The sequence below is a fragment of the Acidovorax sp. CF316 genome (assembly GCF_000276605.1).
In the GTDB taxonomy this organism is placed as follows: domain Bacteria; phylum Pseudomonadota; class Gammaproteobacteria; order Burkholderiales; family Burkholderiaceae_C; genus Acidovorax.
In genome coordinates this window covers 1-609 of the sequence record NZ_AKJX01000002.1, presented here as the reverse complement: position 1 = coordinate 609, position 609 = coordinate 1, and the positions used below count along the sequence as shown (strand labels likewise).

Annotated in this window: 1 protein-coding gene; it reads left to right on the top strand. The window is 61.7% G+C overall.

Annotation, left to right across the window (positions count from 1 at the left end):
* Window positions 1–51: 51 nt before the first annotated feature.
* A partial coding sequence (locus PMI14_RS00015) for an IS4 family transposase (protein ID WP_157405872.1) occupies window positions 52–609 on the top strand: 558 nt, incomplete at its 3' end.

Below are 609 nucleotides of genomic sequence, written 5' to 3'. Positions count from 1 at the left end.
CGGGAATCTTTAGCCAGCACCCATCAGTATCGTCGTAACGCCCTCACTGATATGACGATTTCCCTGACCCGCGGTGCTTCCCTCAATCTGACCAGCATCGGTCGCTCTCTTGCGGGCCATGCCCGCGTTAAGCACAAAATCAAACGCGTTGACCGCCTTATGGGCAATGCCGCCCTCCACCGGGAGGTGCCCGCGCTGTCACGCGACATTATCTGCTGGCTTATCCGGGACATGAAGGAGTGCGTCATTGCCGTGGACTGGAGCGCCTGGCCAACTCAGTCCTTCAGCCTTTTGCGTGCCAGCCTGCTGGCGGACGGGCGTGCCATCCCGCTGCTGAGCCTCATCGCAGAAGGCGATAAGCTGGGAAACCCCGATCTTCAGAACCGCTTTCTGGACGAGCTGGCCGGGTGCATGGGAGACAGGAAAGTGACCATCATCACCGATGCCGGGTTCCGCCGCGAGTGGTTTAACCGCGTTCAGTCGCATGGATGGCACTTCATCGGCCGGCTCAGGGGGAACGGCGTTCTGAAGCTGGCCGGAACGGAAGAGTGGGTAACGCCGGGCCAGCTAAAAGCTGGCACAACGCCGCGCTGTGCCGGTGCGGCCCGG